Consider the following 20,235-nt stretch of genomic DNA (forward strand, 5'->3'; position numbering starts at 1 on the left):
GAACCCGACGAGGGTCGCCACCGCGAGGTGGCGGCCCTCGTTTTTTGTGCCCGGGAGGTGTCGGCTCGGATGCCTCTCCGGACTTCCGCGGGCAATTCTCTTGCGGGCTCCGTACGTTCTATGGTTCATTAGTCGAGTAATGAACCAACGAGGCGCGATCGAGACGACGGAGACCGAGATGACAACCACCGCCGCGAGGCCGACGAGCACCCGCCTGGGGTACGTCGACAACCTCCGGATCCTGCTGACCGTGCTGGTCCTGGCCCACCACAGCGCGCTGACCTACGGCGCGCTGCCGATGTGGTACTGGACCGAGCCCAGCGAGAGCCTGTCCGGCCTCGCGCTCGTGGCGTTCGTCGTCGCGAACCAGTTCTGGTTCATGGGCTTCTTCTTCCTGCTCTCCGGCCTGTTCGTGCCCGGCTCGGTGGACCGCAAGGGGCCAGGTGCGTTCGCTCGCGACCGGCTCGTCCGGCTCGGCGTCCCGCTGATCGTGTTCTGGCTGGTCGCGCGGCCGGTGCTGGCGCTGCCGGGGTGGCCCGAGCGCCGCGACCAGGGGGAGTCGTTCCTGCGGTTCTGGTTCACCGCGGGCGACCCCGGCCCGATGTGGTTCGTCGAGGTGCTGCTCGTCCTGTCGCTCGCCTACGCGGCGTTCCGGGCCCTGCGAGCCCGCTCCGCATCCCGTCCCGGTGCTGTGACCGGGACCGACGGCGCCGCCGACACCCCCTCGGGCCTGGTCGCCCGCCCCCTGGCCTTCCGCACGATCGCCGCCTTCGTCGCGGTCCTGACCGTCGTGACCTACCTCTGGCGGCTCGCCGTGCCGCTCGGCACGTACTGGACGGGCGTCGGCCTCCCGACCCCGGCCTACCTGCCGCAGTACGTGCTGCTCTTCGCGGCCGGTGTGCTCGCCACGCGCCGCGGCTGGCTGACGTCGCTCACCGTGCGGCAGGGCCGGGTCGCCCTGGTCGTGGCGCTCGTCGGCGTGGGTCCGGCCCTCGGCGCGTCCGCCCTCGCCTCCGCGCCCGACGCCGGGATCGTCCTGCTGCTCGCGCAGAGCCTCGTCGAGAACGTCGTGGCCATCGGCGCGGTCGTGGGCCTGCTGGTGCTGTTCCGGGAGCGGTTCTCGGGGCAGCCCGCCTGGGCGCGGTTCGCCACGCAGCACTCCTTCGCGGTCTACGTCGTCCACCCGCTGGTGCTGGTGGGCGTGGCGATCCTGTTCGCGCCGCTCGTGGCCCCGGCGGGCGTGAAGTTCCTGATCCTGCTCGTGCTGTCGGTGCCGCTCTGCTGGGGCGCCGCCTACCTGCTGCGCCGCATCCCGGGGGTGGCGCGGGTGCTGTAGGTGTAGTCGGCCGCGGAAGTGTGTTCGCACGGGGAGGGGTAACGGAGACGTAGCAGCGTTCACTCTCCGTTACCCCTCCCCATGCGTCTCGCTCATCTCCCGGCCGGGTGGGCGTCAGGATGCTTGACTGGCGCCTATGAGAGACGGTCAGGTGAAGGACGGCCTGGGCGCCGGGCGCCTCGAGGTGATCGCCGGCCCGATGTTCGCCGGCAAGTCCGAGGAGCTGCTGCGCCGGGTGCGGCGGGCCCGGATCGCGCGCCGGGGCGTGCTCGTGGTGAGCCACGCCCTCGACGACCGGCGCGGCGTCGGCCAGGTGTCGTCGCACGCCGGGCAGGGCGTCCCGGCGCACACGGTGTCGGACGCCGGGGAGATCCCCGGCCTGCTGGACCCCGGCACCGGTACCGACCCCGGTACCGAGCTCGTCGCCGTCGACGAGGCGCAGTTCTTCGGCGCCGGCCTCGTGCCGGTCGTCACCGACCTGGCCGGCCGCGGGCTCGTGGTGGTCGTCGCCGGGCTGTCCGTCACCTTCGACGGGCAGCCCTTCGCGCCCCTGCCCGAGCTCATGGCGCTGGCCGAGTCCGTGGAGAAGCTCACGGCGGTGTGCTCCGTCTGCGGGGCCGACGCCGCCTTCCATGTCCGGCTGCCCCAGGCACAGGGGGAGTCCGACGGCGGCGCGCTCGTGCCGGTCGCCGCCCACGTGGGCGGGTCGGAGTCGTACGAGGCCCGGTGCCGCCGGCACGCCGTCGTCGCCGGCTGAGCGTGCCGGCTGAGCGTGCCGGCTGAGCGTGCAGGCTGACCGGGCGGGCCGACCTGCCGACGTCAGACCTTGCGCATCAGCTTGTACTGCGGGCAGTCGAACGGGTCGCGCGCGGCGAGCCCCACCTTGTTGAGGTAGTTGACGACGATCACGTACGACTGCGCCAAGCTGGTCTCGGTGTAGGGGATGCCGAGGTTCGCGCAGTGCTCCTTGACGATCTCGGCGGTCCGGATCAGGTGCGGGCGCGGCATGCTCGGGAACAGGTGGTGCTCGATCTGGAAGTTGAGCCCGCCCATCAGGATGTTCATGAACCGCCCGCCGCGGATGTTCCGCGAGGTGAGCACCTGCTTGGACAGGAAGTCGATGCGGGAGTCGGCGGGGATGATCGCCATGCCCTTGTGGTTCGGGGCGAACGACGCGCCCATGTAGACGCCGAACACGGCAAGCTGCACGCCGAGGAACGCGAACGCCAGACCGGCCGGCAGCACCAGGAACAGGATCGCGACGTAGACGCCGAGGCGGACCGTGATGGTGACGAGCTCGCGGATCCGGGAGCGCAGCGTCTCGGGGCCGCCCGAGAACAGCGAGCGGACCGACGTGACGTGCAGGTTCACGCCCTCGAGCGTGAGCAGCGGGAAGAACAGCCAGCCCTGGTAGCGGTTGATCCACCGCTTCAGCCCGCGGTGCTGCCGGACGCCCTCCTCCGTGAACGCGATCGTGTCGTTCTCGATGTCCGGGTCCTTGCCCATCTTGTTGGGGTTGGCGTGGTGCCGGGTGTGCTTGGTCATCCACCACGAGTAGCTGATGCCTACGACGACGTTGGCGATCAGCCGGCCCCAGCGGTCGTTGCGGGGGCCCGACTCGAAGACCTGCCGGTGCGAGGCCTCGTGCGCGACGAAGGCGAACTGGGTCAGGACGAGGCCGAGCGCGCCGGCCATCAGGAGCTGGAACCACGAGTCGCCCAGGAGCACGAACCCGGTGACGATCCCGCCGAGCGCGACGGTGAGCGCGGCGAGGGTCCAGGCGTAGTAGTGGTGTGCCCGGCGCAGCAGCCCGGCGTCGCGCACGGTGCGGGCCAGGGACGAATACGTGCTGGTCACGGGTTCGGCAAGAGGATCACGTGGTTTGGTCGGGCGGAAGCCGTCGCGGACGACGGGGGCAGCTTGGGCCATGCGGTCCTCAATGCTCGGGTTCGACTTCCCAGCCGTGGAGTCGGACGGTGTCGCCCGTCATGCGGATGGCGTCGAGCCTACGGGTGCGTAGGTTGTGGCCCGAGGGGCAGATGTGGACACATCGCGAAGAGTTGAAGACGATGTTTTTACCTTCGCCAGACATTTCGGACTGCGCGTGCGCTCCGCTCCGGCTCAGTCCTCGATTCCTTTGGTCGGACTCAGCCTGCGCTCCGTTCCGGGCGCGTGCCTCGTTCCTCGCCCCGCACCCTGCACTGCGCTCCGGCTCAGTCCTCGATTCCTTTGGTCGGACTCAGCCTGCGCTCCGTTCCGGGCGCGTGCCTCGTTCCTCGCCCCGCACCCTGCACTGCGCTCCGGCTCAGTCCTCGATGAGCGGGACGAACCGGTAGCCGCCGTGGTCGGTCGCGCGGGTGCGCCCGTCGGGCAGCCGCTCGATGAGCAGCAGCGTCGTTCGCACGGGGATGACCATGCGCCCACCGATCCCGACCTGTTCCACCAGGGTGCGGGGGAGGGCGGCGGCCGCCGCCGAGACCAGGATCCGGTCCCAGCCGTTCTCCTGGGGCTGGCCGAGCACCCCGGGCTCGGTGTGCTGGAGCGTCGCCCAGCCCATTCCGGTGCGCGCCACGTTGGCGGCGCCCCAGTCGGCGAGCCGGCTGTCGCGCTCGACGCCGAGCACCCAGCCCTGCGGCCCGGTCAGGTAGGCGAGCAGCGCCGTCGTCCAGCCGGAGCCTGCGCCGACGTCGAGCACGCGCGCGCCGAGCGGCACACGGAGCAGGCGCAGCATCGCGGCCACGGTGCTGGGCTGCGATGACGTCTGGCCGCGCCCGATCGGCAGCGGCTGGTCCTGGCCCGCGAACGTCCGCTGCGAGCGGGGCAGGAAATCGCGGCGGGGTACGGCGCGCATCGCCCGGGCGATGTCGTCGTGCTCGGCGGCGGGCTCGGAAACCATCACGTATCACCTGAGCCCAGGGTAGGCACAGCCCGATCGAGGTCGCCAGGTGCCCCGGTCCGCGCCGGTGTCCCCGTAGACTGCGCCGGCCCGTGACCGTGCGTACCAGGAGAGGCCTTGGCCACCGAGACGTCCGTCCCACCGAAGCTGTCCGTAGCGGCCGTCACGATCGCGGCGCTCACCGCTGTCGCCTTCTGGTCGCTCAAACCGGTCTTCATCTCGATCATCGGCGACCGCGGCGACTTCGCCGAGGTGTACGTCGTGGCCGGGGCCATCTCGGTGCTCACGAGCCTGGTCGGCGCCCTGGTGCTGCGCCGCAAGAGCCTGGCGGTGCTGCGGGGCGGGCGGTCCAGCCTCTCCGGCGCCGGGTCGGCGGCGATCTCGGGGCTCTTCCTCGCGCTCTGGTACTACGGCTTCTACCGCGCCCTGTACGGCGCGCCCAAGGTGGACGCGACGATCATCGCCTTCACCTGGCCGCTCATCGCGGTGATCGCCATGCGCATCTTCTCCCCGGCGACGGCAGCCAAGCTCCGCTGGAACGAGTGGCTGATGGTGCTGGCCTCCTTCGTGGGGGCGGCCGCGATCGGCGTCTCGAACGTCGGGGCGGCGCAGTCCGGCGCCGGCGACAGCGGCGAGATCGTCTGGGCCTTCGTCGCGGCGGTCGGCAGCGGGCTCTACCTGCCCTTCGCGATCAACTCGACCCGGTCGTTCGACCGCGTGGTGGACTCCCGGCCTATCGCAACCTTCTACGCGATCTCGGTGGCCAACGCCACGGCCCTGGTCGCGGTGCTCCTGGCCCTGTGGGCCACCGACCACACCCTGCGCTTCTACGCCTTCGACGCCCAGGTGCTGCTGGTCTGCGCCCTGATCGGCATCGGTACGTACCTGGTCGCCGAGATCACCTGGACGTGGGCGTTCCAGGAGTACAAGTCCCTGACACTGTCCTCGCTCCCGTACTTCTCGCCCGCCGTCTCGGTCGTGCTGCTCTACCTGCTCTTCGACGAGCCGGTCCGCCCCATCGCCATCGTCGGCCTGGTCCTGATCCTCTTCTCCAACCTGACGCTGCACGCGCGCCACCGGTCCATGAACGCGCTGTCCCTGTCCCTGGTGGCCACCGTGTACGTGGCGCTCGCCTCCCAGGTGCTGCCGCGGGACGTGCTCAGCTCCGTGCCGGAGATGGCGGCGGCGATCACCGGGCTGTTCGCGATCCTCGCCGGTTTCACGCTCGCGCAGGTGGCCAGCCGGCGTACGCAGGAGCTCGACGCGCGGGCGACCGTCGTGAGCCGAATGATCGCCACCGACGACTCGGCCGACAAGGACGCCGCGGACGCGCTCCTGCAGGACCTCATCGAGCTGGAGTACGACTCGACCGCCGAGGGCAAGGAGAGTCGCGCGCTCCGCATCAAGCACGCCATGGCCGGGGAGTCCGGAGTGCGCACCCCGGAGCAGGAGAGTGCCCTGGACGCGTTCAACGGCTGGCTCTCCATCCACCTCGACCGGCTCTCCCTGGGCGAGCGAGCCGCGCTGTGGCTCACCGGCCTGGGCTCCATCGTCTTCGTGCTGCTGCTGCGGGGCGACTCCCCGCTCGGCAACGCCGGCGCGATCGTCTTCGCGGGCGGCGCGTTCCTGGCGATGTTCGCGATCCGCGACTACGACCGCAACAACATCCACGGGTTCACCAGCCAGATCTGGCGGCTGGAGCAGGGCTTCCGCGAGATCGGCAAGAAGTACTACCTTCCCGCGGACATCCTCGAGTCAGGTGAGTTCACCGCCGCGCAGGTGCGCGACGGGATCCGGACGCGGGACGGTGACGGCCCCATCCGGGTGGTCGAGTCCCTTCCCGCCGGCCGCGGCTTCAACGTGTTCTACCTGGGCACCGCGACCCTCGTCATTCTCGCCGTCGTGCTCATGCCTACCGCGTTCAGCGGCAAGATCGGCACGGCCACCGCGTCCGCCCCGCGGCCCGGTGAGGTGCAGGCCGCTCCCGAGACCGAGCAGGCGACCGTCACCATCGCCGACCCGGGCTGGCCCGGGGCGAGCGTCACGGCCGAGATCCTGCAGGACGTGCTCGGCGACGCCGACGTCACGGTCCGGATCGAGGAGATGGACCACGTCGACGCCGTCGCCGGGATGGGCGCCGACGATCCTGCGGTCCAGGTCCATCCCGACCTGTGGCTGCAGAACCAGGGGGTGGCCGTCCGCGAGTGGGTCGCCGACGGGACCATCCGCCTGAGCGAGCACTCCTACACCGGCACGCAGGGCGTCTACGTGCTGGACGCCGCCGGCTCCGAGCGGGTGCTGACCGAGGCCGAGGACCTCTTTGATCCCGAGGTCGCCGCCCTGTTCGACAGCGACGGGGACGGCATCGGGGAGATGTGGATCGGCCCGCGCGGCTGGGCGTCGACCGAGAACTTGGCTGCCTGGCTGGACAGGCCAGGACACGAGGGGATCGAGGGTGAGTCCTACTCGGCGACGATCTTCAAGGCGCGGCTGGAGCAGGAGGCCGCGTCCGGGCGGCCGCTGCTCTTCTACGGGTACGAGCCGGACGGCATCCACGAGCAGTTCACGCTGCGCCGGCTCGCGTCGATCCCGTGGGCTGACGACCAGGGTGACGAGCGCGTCGACGTGCACGTCGCCTGGGCCGCCACCCTGGCGGAGACGTCGCCCGTCGCGGCTCGGATCCTGCAGGACGTCGACCTCACCGACGACGACCTCAGCGCCTTCATCTCGGCTGTCGACCACGACGGGCTGGAGCCGGAGGAGGTCGCCGAGAAGTGGCTGGCCGACAACGGGGACCGGGTGGCCCGCTGGGGCGGATCGGACGACTGATCACGAGCGAGCGGTCGTGGGCCGGTGGATCGTGGGCAAGGCCACGTGGCTACCGGTTTGAACCCGCTGAGGGCATCGCGTAACCTTGATCTTCGGTGTGCTGTCTGCGCACCCGTCCTGCGTGCCCATGGCGCACCGCACTCGACCGCCGCGGCGGAGCGAGTCACAGCAAAGCCGGTGAGATCCGTCGTGCGCGCACGCCAAGACTAGAGAGATGAGTTGAACGTGGTGTACGCGATCGTCAAGGCCGGTGGCCGCCAGGAGAAGGTGTCCGTCGGGACCATCGTCGTCATGGACCGTGTCCAGGCGGCAGCCGGTGAGACCGTTGAGCTCCCGGCCCTGCTGCTCGTGGACGGGGAGAAGGTGACCACCGACGCGAAGAAGCTCGCGAAGGTCAAGGTCACCGCTGAGGTCGTGCGGGACGAGAAGGGTCCCAAGATCACGATCCTCAAGTACAAGAACAAGACCGGTTACCGCAAGCGTCAGGGCCACCGCCAGTCGCTGACCCGCGTCAAGGTCACCGGCATCAAGTGACTTCCGCTGCGGGCCTCCTCTGACGAGTGAGCCCGCGCGAGCCAGATACTTCTTCTTCTCCTTCGTCCCGAAAGACAGGTCAGCCAGATGGCACACAAGAAGGGCGCGAGCTCCTCGCGCAACGGTCGTGACTCCAACGCCCAGCGCCTCGGCGTGAAGCGGTTCGGTGGCCAGGTCGTCAAGGCCGGCGAGATCATCGTCCGCCAGCGCGGCACCCACTTCCACCCCGGCGTGAACGTCGGCCGCGGCAAGGACGACACCCTGTTCGCCCTCGACGCCGGCGCCGTCCAGTTCGGCACCCGTCGTGGCCGCAAGGTCATCGACATCGTCGCCGCCGACGCCTGAGCCGGAGGTGCAGCGCAGGGTGAGAGCCGAGGAACGAGGCACTCGCCCGCAGCGTAACCGCAGGCTCAGGCGTCAAAGAGACGCGGCCTGATTCGGCTTTCGCGTGAGGGGGCGCACCGGTGACGGTGCGCCCCCTCACGTCTTTTCACGAGCGGCTCCGGGCCGCTCCACCTTGAGCAGTACCTGAGAGGATCGAGACATGGCCAGCTTCGTGGACCGCGTGGTTCTGCACGCCGCCGGTGGTAACGGCGGGAACGGCTGCGCCTCGATCCGCCGGGAGAAGTTCAAGCCCCTGGCGGGGCCCGACGGCGGTAACGGTGGTGACGGCGGCACGGTCAAGCTCGTCGTCGACGCCAACACCACCACCCTGCTCGAGTACCACCACTCGCCGCACCGGCGGGCGACGTCGGGCACCCAGGGGATGGGCGACGACCGGGACGGCGCCAACGGCGGCGACCTCGTCCTGACCGTGCCGGACGGCACCGTCGTCAAGGACCTGGACGGCAACGTCCTGGCCGACCTCGTGGGCGCTGGCGCCGAGTACGTCGTCGCCGCGGGCGGCAAGGGTGGGCTCGGCAACCGCGCGCTGTCGTCGCCGAGGCGCAAGGCCCCCGGCTTCGCGCTGCTCGGCGAGGAGGGCGAGACCGCGGAGGTCGAGCTCGAGGTCAAGACCATCGCCGACGTCGCGCTGGTGGGCTTCCCGAGCGCGGGCAAGTCGTCGCTGATCGCCGCGATCTCGGCCGCGCGTCCCAAGATCGCCGACTACCCGTTCACCACGCTGGTGCCGAACCTCGGCGTGGTGCAGGCGGACCAGTCGCGGTTCACCGTCGCCGACGTGCCGGGCCTGATCCCGGGCGCGAGCGAGGGCAAGGGCCTGGGCCTGGAGTTCCTGCGGCACATCGAGCGCACGGCGATGATCGTGCACGTGCTGGACTGCGCCACGCTGGAGCCGGGCCGCGACCCGATCAGCGACCTCGACGTGATCGAGGCCGAGCTCGCCGCCTACTCGGGCGACATCGGCATCGCGGGCGGCCGCGTGCCGCTCGCCGAGCGTCCGCGTCTCGTGGTGCTCAACAAGATCGATGTGCCCGAGGCGCGTGAGCTCGCGGACTTCGTCAAGGCCGACCTGGAGGCGCGCGGGCTGCGCGTCTTCGAGATCTCGACCGCGTCGCACGAGGGCCTGCGCGAGCTCAAGTTCGCCCTGGCCGAGGTGGTCGAGAAGGCCCGCGCGGACGCCCCCGCGCCGGACCCCGCGCCGATCGTGCTGCGCCCGCGCGCCGTGAACGAGTCGAAGTTCACTGTACGGCGGCTGGGTGGCGAGACCGCCTACTGGTTCGAGGTGCGCGGTACCAGGCCCGAGCGCTGGGTGAAGCAGACCGACTTCAACAACGACGAGGCCGTCGGCTTCCTCGCGGACCGGCTCGCGAAGCTCGGCGTCGAGGACGGCCTGTTCAAGGCGGGTGCCGTCGCGGGCGACGAGGTGCGCATCGGCGACCCGGACAACGCCGTCGTCTTCGACTGGGAGCCCACGCTGCAGACCGGCGCGGAGCTGCTGGGCGGCCGCGGCACCGACCTGCGGCTCGACCAGAACGAGCGGCCCACGCGCGGCGACAAGCGGCGCGAGTTCACCGAGCGCATGGACGCCAAGGCCGAGGCGCGGCGCGAGCTGTGGACGGAGCGCGAGGCGGGCCACTGGACGGACCCCGAGGACGACTAGGACCTGTCAGACCACACCGCACGTGTCAGACCCACAGATCACTCTGGTGACCTGTACGTCTGACACGTGCGGTTCTGTGCCCGGCTCGTGGAATGAGCGAGCGTCGCGGGCACCGCTCCGGAGAGGATGAGGTGTGAACTCCCTCGATCCCTCGGTCAACCGTCAGGACGCTCCGGACCTCAAGGACGCCCCGCCGGTCCCGGGTCCGCGGGCCGCGGTCGCCGCCGCCAAGCGCGTCGTGGTGAAGATCGGCTCCTCGTCGCTGACCGGCCCGGACGGGCACCTCGACGTCGGGGCGCTGCGCGGTGTCGTCGAGGTGCTGGCCGCCCGGCAGGCCGCCGGCGCCCAGGTCGTGCTGGTCACCTCGGGTGCTGTCTCGGCGGGCATCGGGCCGCTCGGGCTGGGCACCCGGCCCCGCGACCTCGCCACGATGCAGGCCGCGGCCTCGGTGGGCCAGGGGCAGCTCGCGGGTCGCTACCAGGAGGAGTTCGGGGCGTTCGGCATCCAGATCGGCCAGATCCTGCTGACCGCCGAGGACACGGTGCGCCGCCACCGCTACCGCAACGCGCAGCGCGCGCTGGAGCGCCTGCTCGCGCTGGGCGTGGTGCCCGTCATCAACGAGAACGACGCCGTCACCACCGACGAGCTCAAGTTCGGTGACAACGACCGCCTCGCGGCGCTCGTGTCGCACCTGGTGCGGGCGGACGCCCTGCTGCTCCTGACCGACGTCGACGGCCTGCACGACGCCCCGCCGTCGCGCCCCGGGGCGCGCCGCATCCCGCTGGTCGACGACCTCACGGAGATCGCGGGCGTCGAGGTGACCGCGCGCGGCAGCTCGGTCGGCACGGGCGGCATGGTCACCAAGTTGGAGTCGGTGCGGATCGCGACCGGGGCGGGCGTGCCCGCCGTCCTCACGCTGACGGCCAACGCGGCCGCCGCGCTCGCCGGCGAGGACGTCGGCACGTTCTTCGCCGCGACCGGACGCCGCACCTCGGCGCGCCGGCTCTGGATCGCGCACGCCGCCCGCACCCAGGGCCGGCTGCACCTGGACGACGGCGCCGCGCGCGCCGTGCTCGGCGGCCGTGCCTCGCTGCTGCCCGCCGGGATCACCCGGGCCGAGGGCCAGTTCGACGCGGGCGACCCGGTCGAGCTGGTCGCGCCCGACGGCGTCGTCGTCGCCCGGGGGCTCGTCGCCTTCGACGCGAGCGACCTCCCGGCGCTGCTCGGCCGGTCCACGTACGCGTTGCGCGAGGAGCTGGGGGAGGGGTACGACCGCGTCGTCGTGCACCGGGACGACCTGGTGCTGGACCAGCCGAAGGGCTGACAGGGTCCCTTCCAGGGACGGGATTCGACTTCGGTCGGTTGCGTCGAGAGCGGTCAGTTGACCGACCGGTCTCGGTGCAGCCGACCGATCTCGCCGAGTTCGGTCGGTTGCACCCGCTGGCGCCCGTCCCGCACCACGGAATCGACCTCGGCATCCGCCCGCACCCGACGTACTCTCGACGCATGACGATCGTGAGCCAGGACGAGGCGACCCCTGCCGGAGGCGATTCCGCGGGAGCCGGCACCCCGCCGCCGTCGGGCGCGGGCGCGGCCGGCGCCACGGGCACGCCCGCGGGCGAGGCCGGTGCCGCCGCCCCGGGTACCCAGGACGTCACCACCGCCGTGCACGACGTCGCCCGGCGCGCCAAGGTCGCCTCGCGCACCCTGGCCACGGCGAACCGCATGACCAAGGACGCCGCCCTGGGCGCCGTCGCCGACGCCCTCGTGGCCGACGCCGACCGGATCGTCGCGGCCAACGCCGAGGACCTGGAGCGCGGCCGCGCGAACGGCATGACGGACGGCCTGCTGGACCGGCTCGCCCTGACCCCCGAGCGGATCGCGCAGATCGCCGCCGCGCTGCGCGACGTCGCCGGCCTGCCCGACCCGGTCGGCGAGGTGGTGCGCGGGCAGACGCTGCCGAACGGCCTGCGCCTGCGCCAGGTCCGCGTCCCGATGGGCGTCGTCGGCATGATCTACGAGGCCCGCCCCAACGTGACCGTCGACGCCGCGGGCCTCGCGCTCAAGTCCGGCAACGCGGTGATCCTGCGCGGCGGCAGCGCCGCGGCGTCGTCCAACTCGGTGATCGTCGAGGTGATGCGCGGCGCGCTGGAGGCGCGCGGCCTGCCCGCCGACCTTGTCCAGTCCATCGACGCCTACGGCCGCGCCGGCGGCGTGGCGCTCATGCGCGCCCGCGGCCTCGTGGACGTGCTCATCCCGCGCGGCGGCGCCGACCTCATCCAGACGGTCGTGCGCGAGTCCCTGGTGCCCGTCATCGAGACGGGCGTGGGCAACGTGCACGTCTACGTGGACGCCACGGCCGACGTCGACATGGCGGTGGCGATCGTGATGAACGCCAAGACCCAGCGCGTCGGAGTCTGCAACGCGGCCGAGACGCTGCTCGTCCACGAGGACGCCGCCGCGGCCTTCCTCCCGGCGGCGCTCACGGCGCTGTCCGACGCCGGCGTGGTGCTGCACGGTGATGCGGCGGCCCTGTCCTTTGCCCCTGCCGGGGCCACCGCCGTCCCTGCCACGGACGAGGACTGGGCAACGGAGTACCTGGCCCTGGAGCTCGGGGTCCGGGTGGTGCCGTCGCTGGACGAGGCGATCGAGCACATCCGCACCTGGTCCTCGGGGCACACCGAGGCGATCGTGACGCGGGACATCGCCGCGGCCGACCGCTTCGTGGCGGAGGTCGACTCCGCCGCGGTGATGGTGAACGCGTCCACCCGGTTCACCGACGGCGGCGAGCTCGGCCTCGGTGCCGAGATCGGCATCTCCACGCAAAAGCTGCATGCGCGCGGCCCCATGGGACTGACGGAGCTCACCACCACCAAGTGGGTCGTCACGGGCGACGGTCACGTCAAGCCGTGACGGCTCGCTGGCGTCCGGGAGACCTCCGCAGGATCTCCTTGCGACCCAGTGCCGCGGTGTGCCCGCCGCAATTCGTCCGTGAGAGACTAAAGCCCACCTGAGCACGTTCGACTGGGAGGAACCACCCGTGCTGCACACCGCTGTCCTGGCCGCCGAGGCCGCCACGGAGCACGCCAACGAGCCGATCGCCCCGATCGCCCTCGGCCTGATCGCCTTCGGTGCGCTCGTGGCCGCGCTGCTCGTCACGTACGCGTTCCGCAACGTCGGCAACCGGCACTGAGCCGTCGAAACGGGAGCCTGACGACCAGATGAGCCCACGCACCGTATGAGTGCCCCCGCTGGGACCAGGCCGCGCATCGGGGTGATGGGCGGCACCTTCGACCCCATCCACCACGGTCACCTCGTCGCCGCCAGCGAAGCGGTCGCGCAGCTGGAGCTGGACGAGGTCGTCTTCGTTCCCACCGGCCGGCCGGGCTTCAAGCAGAAGCAGCGGGTCACCCCCGCGGAGCACCGCTATCTCATGACGGTGATCGCCACGGCGTCCAACCCGCGGTTCACGGTGAGCCGCGTGGACATCGACCGGGAAGGCCTCACCTACACGGTGGACACGCTCCGGGACCTGCGTACGCAGCGCCCGGACGCGGACCTCTATTTCATCTCGGGAGCGGACGCCATCCAGCAGATTCTCTCGTGGAAGGATGCCGAGAAGCTGTGGGACATGGCACACTTCGTCGCTGTCACACGGCCCGGGCACAAGCTCACCGTGGACGGGCTTCCTCGGGACGGCGTGACGACGCTCGAGGTCCCTGCACTAGCAATCTCCTCGACCGACTGTCGTCGTCGGGCCGAGGAGGGCTTGCCGGTCTGGTATCTGGTGCCTGACGGCGTGGTCCAGTACATCGCCAAGCACGGACTGTATCGAGGTCTTCACGATGAGTGACAACAAGGGTCGTCCCATGACGCGCCGCGAGATCCGCGAGCGTGAGGCTGCTGCGGCCGCCGCTGCCGGCAACGGTGGCAACGGTGGCGGCTACCCGCCCCAGGGCGGGCAGCAGCAGCCTCCGCACCGCGGCGCGCCCGCACCCGCGCCCGCCCCGGAGGGCGGCTGGGCACCCGGCAACCCGCCGGTCGCCCGCCCGCCGCAGGCGACGGGCGGCTCGCGCGGCGTGGACGCGACCGGCCGGCTCACCCCGGTGCAGCAGCCCGGCGGCAACAACCCGCCGCCCCCGTTCGGCCCCGGTGCCGGCCAGACCCGCCCGGGCGGCCCGCCCGCCCCGGGCCAGGGTGCGCCCACCGGCGGCCAGGGTGGCCCCGGCGGCCCCGGCCAGGGCGCGCCGCCCAGCCCGTTCGGCTCGCGCCCGTCGAGCGCGCCCGTGCCGCCCGCCCCGCAGCAGGGCCGGTCGGGCCGGTTCGCGCCGCCTCCGGCGCCCGGCGCCCCGTCGGCCCCCGCCGACGCCGGTCAGACCACGCAGTGGGGGGCCGCGCCGTCGGCCCCGACCCAGCAGCCGCCGTCGCCGTTCGGCGCCCGTCCGGGTGCGCCGAGCGCGCCCGGCGGTCCCGGTCAGCAGCGCCCCGGCGCCCCGGGTCGCCCGGCCGGCGCCCCGCCCAGCGGTGCGGCGGCGGGCGGCGCGGCCGCCCTGCCCTGGGAGGCCGGCGCGGCTGCGGCCCCGCAGGCGGTGCCGTCCGGCCCCGGGCCCACGGCTCCCGGTTCCCCGTTCCCCGGGCGCCCCGGCGCCCAGCCCGGCCCCGGTGGCCCGGGCGGTCCCGGCTCCGGCCCGATGGGCGGACCGGGTCAGCAGCGCCCGGGTGGTCCCGGCGCGCAGTTCGGCGCCGGCCCCGTCGCCCCGTCCCGTTCCTCCCGCCGCGAGGTGGAGGAGGAGTGGGGCGAGGAGGAGGACGAGGGTCCCCAGTACACCTGGCTGCACTACATCATCCTGGTGGTCGTCGCGTTCGTGCTCGGCCTCCTGATCTGGAAGCTCGTGCTCGAGGGGGACAGCGGCTTCCCCGAGGAGCAGGCGGCGGCCCTGCTGGGCACCCTGCCGGGCGGGCTGCCCGGCTTCACCGGAGGTAATGCGGCATGACGGCAACCGAGCGGGCTACCGAGCTCGCGATCATCGCTGCGCGGGCGGCCAGCGACATCAAGGCGCAGGAGATCATCGCGCTCGACGTCAGCGAGCAGCTCGTGCTGACCGACGTGTTCCTGATCGCCTCGGGCGCCAGCGAGCGTCAGGTCTCCGCGATCGTGGACTCCGTCGAGGAGGCGCTCTTCAAGGAGGGCGTCAAGCCGATCCGGCGCGAGGGCAAGTCCGAGGCACGGTGGGTGCTGATCGACTTCGGTGACGTCGTGGTGCACGTGCAGCACGCCGAGGACCGGACCTACTACGCGCTCGAGCGCCTGTGGAAGGACTGCCCGCCGATCCCGCTGCCGGAGGACGCCCGCGGCGGTGGCGACACCGGCGAGTACAGCGACCCCGACGACGGGGCGATCCACCTCGCCGGGGACCCCCGCCTGTGACCGCTGGAACGATCGTCCTGCTGCGCCACGCGCGCACGGCGTACAACGCCAGCCTGCGGCTCCAGGGCCAGATCGACATCCCGCTCGACGAGGTCGGGCGGTGGCAGGCGGAGCAGGGCGCCACGGCGCTGGCGGCGTCGCACAAGGCCTCCCTCGTGGTGGCCAGCGACCTGCAGCGGGCCCAGGACACGGCGGCCGCGTACGCGCGGCACCTCGACCTCGAGGTGGTGCCCGACGCCGGCCTGCGCGAGCGGTCGTTCGGCGACTGGGAGGGCCTGACCGACGCCGAGATCGCCGAGCGCTGGCCGCACGAGCACGCGGTCTGGCGCAGCGGCGGCGAGCCGGCGGCGAACGGCGTCGAGTCCAAGGAGGTCACCGCCCGGCGCATGGAGGAGGCGGTGCTGCGGCACGCGGCCGGCCTCGGCTCGGGGGAGACGCTCGTGGTCGTCTCGCACGGTTCGGCGATCACGCAGGCCATCACCCGGCTGCTGGGTCTGGACCCCGCCACGTGGCGCGGGCTGCACGGCCTGCACAACGTGCACTGGTCGCACCTGCGGGCCTCCGGGCCCGGCGCGTCGCCCGCGTGGCGGCTCGTCGCGCACAACGTCGGGGCCGGATACCCGCTCGACACGTGGCAGGCTGGGCCCGAGTCTCGGCAGTGACCGAGCGCACCCGGATTCGATTTGGTCCCCGGCGTCGGTCTGCATAGACTAGCGACGCTCGCCCGGCCGTACGGCTCGGGGGAGACCAATCTGGGGCTGTGGCGCAGCTGGTAGCGCACCTGCATGGCATGCAGGGGGTCGGGGGTTCGAGTCCCCCCAGCTCCACCCAGAAGAGATCCGGGGCCCGTCGATGACGGGCCCCGGATCTTTTTGTCTCCGGCGCGGGTTGCGCAGGTCAGGTCAGGTCAGGTCAGGTCAGGTCAGAGACCGAGCCGCGCCAGGGTGTTCGCCCGCTCGCGCAGGCCGGAGCGGTCCAGCGCGAGGCCCGACGACGTCGACGCGGCGCAGAACACGTCCGACTTCGGCAGCTTCCCGTCGAGCAGGAACTTCGTCGTGGTGTTCAGGGCGCACGGGTTGTCGTCGTAGACGTAGACGCCGTGGTTGCCTGCGTCGACGCTGACCAGACGGGCCCGGTCGCCGAGCTCCGCGCGGGCGATCCTGCCGCCGAGGTGCGGGGTGGCGGGGTCGCGCAGGTTCTGCAGCACGAGCACGTTGTCCGGGCCCTCGGGGTTCAGTTCCAGCGGCGGCTCGTCCCGGTCGTGGTGCCAGAAGGCGCACGGCGTGATGTTCGCGCCCGCCCCGCCGAACAGCGGGTACTGCTCCCGGTCGGCGGCGACGTCGCGCCGGTAGGTCTCGACGTCCTTGGGCCAGTCGGTGTCGTTGCAGGTCACCGCGAGGTAGGCGGACCAGGCGTTGTCGAACGGCGAGGGCGTCGCCTCAGCCTTCGTCTCCTGACCCCGCGGCTCGTCGGCGCCCGGCTCCTGGGCGGTGCCGGGCTGCATGGCGACGCCGGCCGCGGCCGGCGAGAGGCCGGGAACCAGCTCCCGCAGCTCCTCGGTCTGGCTGCGCACGGCCTCCGTGTCGCCGTCGGCGACCGACTGCCAGAACTGTCCGGCGGCGCCGAACCTGGCCTCCTTGTAGAGCATGACGAACAGGAGGAACCGGAACTGCGAGCCGTCGACCCCGGCCGAGGGCTCCCGGTCGAGCCGGTCGGCCGTCGCGAGGTAGTTCTCGCGGACCGCGGCCGGCGTGCGGCCCAGCTCGTAGCTCTCGTGGCGCTCGGCGGCCCACCGGGCGAAGTCGGGGAACCGCTTCTCCATGCCGGGCCCGAACCGGCGGTGCGAGTCGCGGTCGAGCGACGTCGCGCCGAGGTTGCTGTCGATGACGATCCGGCCGCCCCGCTCGGGGAACAGCGACGCGTAGGCCCCGCCGAGCGCGCTGCCGTAGGACGCGCCGTAGAAGCTGAGCTTCTTCTCGCCCAGCGCCTCCCGGATCAGGTCCATGTCACGAGCGGTGTTGTCCGTGCTCATGTGCCGCATCCGGCCGTCGGTGTCGTGCGCGGCGCACTGGGCGGCGATCTCCTCGACGAACGCCGCCTGCTCGGCGACGGCGGCGTCGTCCGGCGCGTACGGCGGGATGTTCCCGGGGTAGTTCTGCTCGGCGGTGAAACCACAGCTCACGGGGGAGGAGTGGCCCACGCCGCGCGGGTCCATGCCGATCAGGTCGTAGGCGTCCAGCACGGAGGACGGGATGCCCAGGCCCTGCAGGTCGGCCGGCTGGCTCAGCCCCGAACCGCCGGGCCCGCCCGGGTTGAGCAGCAGCACCCCCTGGCGCTTCTCGGGATCGGCGCTGGCGAGCCGCGAGATCATGATCTCGATCTGCTCGCCGTCCGGGTCGTCGTGGTCCAGCGGCACGGGCACCGTGGCGCACTCCAGCGGCACCGTCGTGACGACGTCGGCCGGGCACTGCGCCCAGTCCGGTCCCGGGGGCGGCGCGCTCTGCCCGCCGTCGTCCCCCGCCGCCGGGCCGGCGAGGAGAGCCCCCGCCAGCCCCGCGATCGTCGTCAGGGTCAGCCCTCGTCTGATCGTTCGTCGTGGATCCATGTCTCGCACCCCTCGTCCGTGGTCCTTCGTCGGAACGTGCGTGCTCCACTCCAGCCCGTGCCCTCGGGGCACGGTCAAGCGGGGCGGTGTGACGCCTCTCACGCCCCGGGGCCCGTTGACCTGAACCATGGTTGAGGTTCTAGCGTCGGGGGCATCCGACGAGAGGACGCGGAAATGCCCGTCTACACCCTGCCTGACCTGCCCTACGACTACGCGGCGCTCGAGCCGCACATCAGCGGGCGCATCATGGAGCTGCACCACGACAAGCACCACGCCGCGTACGTGGCCGGCGCCAACGCCGCGCTCGACGCGCTGGCCCAGGCCCGCGAGACCGGCGACCTGGCCGCCGTGAACCTGCACGAGAAGAACCTCGCGTTCAACCTGGGCGGCCACACCAACCACACCGTCTTCTGGAACAACCTCTCGCCCGACGGCGGCGGCGAGCCGGACGGCGAGCTCGGCGCGGCGATAGTGGACCAGTTCGGCAGCTTCGCGGCCTTCCAGGCGCACTTCGCCGCCGCGGCCACCGGCATCCAGGGCTCGGGCTGGGCGGTGCTCGGCTGGGACAGCATCGGCGGGCGGCTGCTCGTGTTCCAGCTCTTCGACCAGCAGTCGAACGTGCCGCTCGGTGTCACCCCGCTGCTCATGCTCGACATGTGGGAGCACGCGTTCTACCTGGACTACCTCAACGTCAAGGCGGAGTACGTCAAGGCGTTCTGGAACCTCGCGAACTGGTCCGACGTCGGCGCGCGGCTCGACCGGGCACGGGCGACCACCAGCGGCCTGATCGTCGCGGCCTGATGTTCGCTGCCTGACCGCCGTCGCGTGCGCGCCGGAACGCGGTCCTGACCGGCCGTGACGGGCGGTCCGGAGGCCGCTTTGGTCTGGCGGGCCGAATCGGTCTAGACTGACGGCGCTCGCCCCCACCAGGGCGAACGCCTTTGGGGCTGTGGCGCAGCTGGTAGCGCACCTGCATGGCATGCAGGGGGTCGGGGGTTCGAGTCCCCCCAGCTCCACCGAACGAGACGCGGGACACCTGAGCACAGGTGTCCCGCGTTCTTTCGTTTTCCTGTCGCGGCGAGCCGATTCGGGGGAAGGTGTCTCCCGAGGAGGTGACCGATGCGGTCGAGCTCGACACCGCCGGGGGCCTGGCGGGCCCTCCGCGACGCGCTGGACGGGACGGTCCTGGTGGCCGGGGACGAGGGCTACGAGTCCGCCCGCCCGCTGTTCAACGGCCGGTTCGCGCACCTGCGGCCCGCTGCCGTGGCCTACCCGGAGCACGCGGCGGACGTCGCCGCGTGCCTCGACCTCGCCCGGCGGCACGGCCTCCCGGTCGCGCTCCGCAGCGGCGGCCACTCCTACGCGGGCTGGTCCAGCGGCACGGGCCGTCTCGTGGTCGACGTCGGCCGGATGGCGGGGGTGCGGGTCGACGGCGACACCGCCGTGGTCGGGGCGGGCGCCCGGCTCGGCACGGTGTACGACCTGCTCGCCCGGCAGGGCGTGACCGTGCCCGCGGGTACGTGCCCCACCGTCGGCATCGCCGGGCTCACGCTCGGCGGCGGGCACGGCGTCATGTCGCGTGCCTACGGCCTCACCTGCGACAACCTGGTCGGGGCGACCTTGGTTGCGGCCGACGGTCGCGAGGTCGTCTGCGACGCCGAGCGGGACCCCGAGCTGTTCTGGGCGCTGCGCGGCGGCGGGGGCAACCTGTTCGGCGTCGTGACCGACCTGCGGTTCCGTACGCACCCGGCCGGGCGGACGGTGTCGGCGGACCTGACCTGGCCATGGCGGGACGCCCGCCGCGTGCTGGCGCGCTGGCAGGAGTGGACGCTGTCCCTGCCCGACCACGTCTGGAGCGCGCTGCGCCTCGTCAGCGCGAGCGACGGTCCCACGGTCGCCGCGACGGTGTTCAGCCTGGACGACCGGGACGAGCTGGAGCGGCTGGTCGACAGGCTGCCCGGCGGCACGCGGGGCGCGGACGTGCGCGAGGAGCCGCACGCGGACGCGATGCGCCGGCTGGGCGGTGACCAGGACGGCGAGTCCGGCCCGGCGGCACCGCACCACTACGACGTGCGGAGCCAGTTCCTCCCGGACCTGCTGTCCCCGGCCGGCGTCGACGCCGTGGTCGGGGCCGTCGGGGCTGCCGGCCCGGGCATCGAGGCCGTCGTCGCCCTCGTCGCGCTGGGTGGCGCGACGAACCGGGTGGGGCGGGACCGGACGGCGTTCGTCCACCGGGACAGCCGGTTCCTGGTGCAGCACGAGGCGTACTGGACGCCGGGAGCCGCGTCGTCGGCTCCGGCGTCGGCGAGCGCGCCGTCGTCGGGTGTCCCGCCCGAACGCGCCGCGGGGGACTGGCTCGAGCGCGTCCATGCCGCGCTGCGCCCGCACGCCTCCGGCGAGGCCTACCAGAACGTGCCCGACCCGAGGCTGAGGGACTGGGCGCGGGCCTACTACGGGGACGCCGTCCCGCGGCTGCGGCGGGTGAAGAGCCGGCTCGACCCCGACCGGATGTTCAGCCACCCCCATACGATCTGAGCGACCGGGA

18 protein-coding genes and 2 tRNA genes are annotated in these 20,235 nt (G+C 72.4%); 17 read left to right on the plus strand and 3 right to left on the minus strand.

The genetic code is table 11. The annotated features are described in order from the left end of the window. The first annotated feature begins 178 nt into the window (after nt 1–178). Entirely contained in the window at nt 179–1,336 is a 1,158-nt protein-coding gene (locus H291_RS0104460) for an acyltransferase family protein (RefSeq protein ID WP_026365390.1), read from the plus strand. Nucleotides 1,337–1,472: 136 nt separating this feature from the next. Then, nucleotides 1,473–2,093 (plus strand): thymidine kinase, encoded by a 621-nt coding sequence (locus H291_RS0104465; RefSeq protein WP_026365391.1) that lies wholly within the window; start codon nt 1,473–1,475, stop codon nt 2,091–2,093. A 62-nt stretch (nt 2,094–2,155) separates the two neighbouring features. Here the strand turns inward: H291_RS0104465 and H291_RS32000 are convergent, their stop codons facing one another. Together H291_RS32000 and H291_RS0104475 are read right to left on the minus strand one after the other, a co-directional pair. Next, complete coding sequence (locus H291_RS32000) at nt 2,156–3,265, minus strand: fatty acid desaturase family protein (RefSeq protein ID WP_051109380.1); 1,110 nt, start codon at nt 3,263–3,265, stop codon at nt 2,156–2,158. A gap of 376 nt (nt 3,266–3,641) precedes the next feature. Beyond that, nucleotides 3,642–4,232, minus strand: a complete 591-nt coding sequence (locus tag H291_RS0104475) for a protein-L-isoaspartate O-methyltransferase family protein (RefSeq protein WP_020013781.1) — start codon at nt 4,230–4,232, stop codon at nt 3,642–3,644. Between the two features lie 117 nt (nt 4,233–4,349). Between H291_RS0104475 and H291_RS0104480 the strand changes: the two genes are divergently transcribed. The 12 genes from H291_RS0104480 (at nt 4,350) to H291_RS0104535 (ending at nt 15,912) form a co-directional block, all read left to right on the plus strand. Beyond that, on the plus strand, nt 4,350–7,061 hold the full coding sequence (locus H291_RS0104480) for a glycine betaine ABC transporter substrate-binding protein (protein WP_020013782.1): 2,712 nt from the start codon (nt 4,350–4,352) through the stop codon (nt 7,059–7,061). A gap of 225 nt (nt 7,062–7,286) precedes the next feature. Further along, nucleotides 7,287–7,595 carry a 50S ribosomal protein L21 gene (gene rplU, locus H291_RS0104485; protein WP_020013783.1) on the plus strand — a complete coding sequence of 103 codons (309 nt, stop codon included), beginning with the start codon at nt 7,287–7,289 and terminating at the stop codon, nt 7,593–7,595. Between the two features lie 87 nt (nt 7,596–7,682). After that, the gene (gene rpmA / locus H291_RS0104490; protein ID WP_020013784.1) at nt 7,683–7,940 is read left to right on the plus strand and encodes a 50S ribosomal protein L27; all 258 of its coding nucleotides are present in this window, start codon (nt 7,683–7,685) and stop codon (nt 7,938–7,940) included. A 199-nt stretch (nt 7,941–8,139) separates the two neighbouring features. Beyond that, complete coding sequence (obgE, locus tag H291_RS0104495) at nt 8,140–9,657, plus strand: GTPase ObgE (protein ID WP_020013785.1); 1,518 nt, start codon at nt 8,140–8,142, stop codon at nt 9,655–9,657. 133 nt (nt 9,658–9,790) lie between these two features. Then, nucleotides 9,791–10,981, plus strand: coding sequence for a glutamate 5-kinase (proB, locus tag H291_RS0104500; RefSeq protein ID WP_020013786.1), 1,191 nt, complete (start codon nt 9,791–9,793; stop codon nt 10,979–10,981). A 182-nt stretch (nt 10,982–11,163) separates the two neighbouring features. Then, nucleotides 11,164–12,570, plus strand: a complete 1,407-nt coding sequence (locus H291_RS0104505; RefSeq protein WP_157236710.1) for a glutamate-5-semialdehyde dehydrogenase — start codon at nt 11,164–11,166, stop codon at nt 12,568–12,570. 127 nt (nt 12,571–12,697) lie between these two features. Continuing rightward, entirely contained in the window at nt 12,698–12,850 is a 153-nt protein-coding gene (locus tag H291_RS34080) for a hypothetical protein (protein ID WP_020013788.1), read from the plus strand. A gap of 45 nt (nt 12,851–12,895) precedes the next feature. Continuing rightward, a complete protein-coding gene (gene nadD, locus H291_RS0104515; RefSeq protein ID WP_020013789.1) occupies nt 12,896–13,510 on the plus strand; it encodes a nicotinate-nucleotide adenylyltransferase in 615 nt (204 codons plus the stop codon). A gap of 16 nt (nt 13,511–13,526) precedes the next feature. Next, on the plus strand, nt 13,527–14,651 hold the full coding sequence (locus H291_RS0104520; RefSeq protein ID WP_026365393.1) for a hypothetical protein: 1,125 nt from the start codon (nt 13,527–13,529) through the stop codon (nt 14,649–14,651). After that, nucleotides 14,648–15,085: a ribosome silencing factor gene (gene rsfS / locus H291_RS0104525; RefSeq protein ID WP_020013790.1), complete on the plus strand. Its 438-nt coding sequence runs from the start codon at nt 14,648–14,650 to the stop codon at nt 15,083–15,085. Before H291_RS0104520 ends, rsfS begins: the two co-directional genes overlap by 4 nt. Continuing rightward, complete coding sequence (locus H291_RS0104530; RefSeq protein WP_020013791.1) at nt 15,082–15,747, plus strand: histidine phosphatase family protein; 666 nt, start codon at nt 15,082–15,084, stop codon at nt 15,745–15,747. Before rsfS ends, H291_RS0104530 begins: the two co-directional genes overlap by 4 nt. A gap of 92 nt (nt 15,748–15,839) precedes the next feature. After that, nucleotides 15,840–15,912, plus strand: a tRNA-Ala gene (locus H291_RS0104535). 95 nt (nt 15,913–16,007) lie between these two features. Here the strand turns inward: H291_RS0104535 and H291_RS0104540 are convergent. Next, nucleotides 16,008–17,690, minus strand: coding sequence for an alpha/beta hydrolase (locus tag H291_RS0104540; RefSeq protein WP_020013792.1), 1,683 nt, complete (start codon nt 17,688–17,690; stop codon nt 16,008–16,010). A gap of 174 nt (nt 17,691–17,864) precedes the next feature. Here H291_RS0104540 and H291_RS0104545 point away from each other — a divergent pair, with 174 nt between their 5' ends. The 3 genes from H291_RS0104545 to H291_RS28670 all read left to right on the plus strand — a co-directional run bounded on the left by H291_RS0104545 (nt 17,865) and on the right by H291_RS28670 (nt 20,225). Further along, nucleotides 17,865–18,491, plus strand: a complete 627-nt coding sequence (locus H291_RS0104545; RefSeq protein ID WP_020013793.1) for a superoxide dismutase — start codon at nt 17,865–17,867, stop codon at nt 18,489–18,491. A 142-nt stretch (nt 18,492–18,633) separates the two neighbouring features. Further along, a tRNA-Ala gene (locus H291_RS0104550) sits at nt 18,634–18,706 on the plus strand. A gap of 103 nt (nt 18,707–18,809) precedes the next feature. Continuing rightward, on the plus strand, nt 18,810–20,225 hold the full coding sequence (locus H291_RS28670) for an FAD-binding oxidoreductase (RefSeq protein WP_020013794.1): 1,416 nt from the start codon (nt 18,810–18,812) through the stop codon (nt 20,223–20,225). Nucleotides 20,226–20,235 lie beyond the last annotated feature (10 nt).

Origin of the sequence: Promicromonospora sukumoe 327MFSha3.1 (genome assembly GCF_000385135.1) — a bacterium.
Classification (GTDB): Bacteria; Actinomycetota; Actinomycetes; order Actinomycetales; family Cellulomonadaceae; genus Promicromonospora; species Promicromonospora sukumoe_B.